The organism is Borrelia hispanica CRI (assembly GCF_000500065.1).
GTDB lineage: Bacteria > Spirochaetota > Spirochaetia > Borreliales > Borreliaceae > Borrelia > Borrelia hispanica.
Genome location: NZ_AYOU01000042.1, coordinates 1 through 1,725, shown reverse-complemented (window position 1 = coordinate 1,725; position 1,725 = coordinate 1). Strand labels below are relative to the sequence as shown.

3 protein-coding genes are annotated in these 1,725 nt (G+C 28.9%); all 3 read left to right on the top strand.

What is annotated here, in order from left to right; genetic code table 11:
* The coding region (locus U880_RS0101215; RefSeq protein ID WP_024654446.1) for a DUF276 domain-containing protein at nucleotides 1-308 on the top strand (308 nt) is incomplete at its 5' end.
* An 18-nt stretch (nucleotides 309-326) separates the two neighbouring features.
* Nucleotides 327-926: a DUF735 family protein gene (locus U880_RS0101210; RefSeq protein ID WP_038358706.1), complete on the top strand. Its 600-nt coding sequence runs from the start codon at nucleotides 327-329 to the stop codon at nucleotides 924-926.
* Nucleotides 927-937: 11 nt separating this feature from the next.
* The coding region (locus U880_RS0101205) for a DUF685 domain-containing protein (RefSeq protein WP_024654444.1) at nucleotides 938-1,725 on the top strand (788 nt) is incomplete at its 3' end.

Here is a 1,725-nt window from a genome sequence, read left to right as displayed (position 1 = left end):
TTGACCTTCAAAATCATATTTATCTTAACATCGACTCACGTATTAGAGATATATATACACGTATTGTAAATAATAATTACACGAATATGGGTATCAAATTTGAATATCAAGATTTCTTTGCTCCTGTAAATGAGATTAAGGGCATTAAAGGATTAAAAATATTTGCAGTGCTCAAAGATGATGACAAAACTCAAATTGCAAACATTAATGATTCAGAATTTAAAGAAAATCAAGATATAGATGTTAAGCCTGAAGAATTACTTATATTTAATCTTACAGACAACCTATTCATTGATATTACATCTTAAGAAATAAGGAATATAAATATGATACCTAATTTTCTTAAAAACACAGAAATTGCTAAGTTAATTCAAACTGAAACTAACTATGCTAATGTACTTCTTGCTGAACTTAAAAGTCTAAATTCGAACTTTACTAGTATTAACGCTACAAAACACTGCTCATCAAGATTTATTGCTATATGGTTATCTCAACTCTTTAGAATTTTTTATGCTGAAAGCCAACCTCTTGCATCACTTACATCAAATATTGACAGTGTGCTTTTTGCTTTACGACATATTGGTACCGATGAATCATTTATAAGATTGTTCAAGGCTTTTTTACACGTTGATATTGAAATTACAACTCCTCAGGCTGGGGTCATTAAAATTAAACTTCTTGGCACTATAAAAACTAATTTTACTGCATTTATTACGCCTAGCACCCCTAAAGGAAACAGATTAAAACGTATTTTAATACGTGAAACTAAAGAAGGACTTCAAACTAAACATAGATTTCTAACATTTAATTTTCTTCCTAAGGGATATTCACAATCAATTTATTCATTTATAAAAAACCTTATCCCAATAGGACGGACACTTAAACTATATGATAAAGATAACACAGAAATTATTACTTTTAATTAAGGAAAGCAACAATGTCATCTGAAGAACAAATTTTAATTGATAATGAAGAATACATACAAATTAACAAACTCAACAAAATTGGTGATATTAAAGACCAACATTTAATGTTGATTGATGATGGGGTTTCTAGTTGTCATGCAATTACATATGCAAACTTCTTTGAAAAAACTAGAGACAAAATCTTTAAAAATGATGGTCTTGAATATTTTAAAGAAGTTATTAAAAGCACTATTGCTACAGAACTTGTTAATGATAAAAACTTTATTGAACAAGCTTATAGTAAAATACTTACCAAAATTTTAAATGACGATTCTAGTAGTATTTCTAATATTTTTAGTCAAATAAAAAGCAGACTTACAAGTAGTATGTCAAGTTCCAGACTAAATAAATCTGATTATTTTGTTACTACAAATGGCTATGGTACCTTACAAAAATCATCTATCCCTGAATACTTACTTGGTCCACCATCTGATTTCACTTTATCAAAAACCAGAACTACAAGTAGTTCAATTGCAGAATACGACCTTAGAAAAAGAGCCTATATCATAGATATGACTTCAGAGTACTCAGACAAAGATGTTATATTAAGATTTTATTCATCTGATGATGACAAACCCATTTATTTAGACATAGTCGTAGATGCCACTATTAATGCATCAGGAAGTAAGTATGCAAAACGAATACATACACAATATGCTAGTGAATCAGGCAAAGGATTAGTATATTATCTTGGTGCAAAAAATGCTTTAGTAGATACTTTTGTCCCTTTGTTTCAGGGTTGGTATATACAAAAACGTTC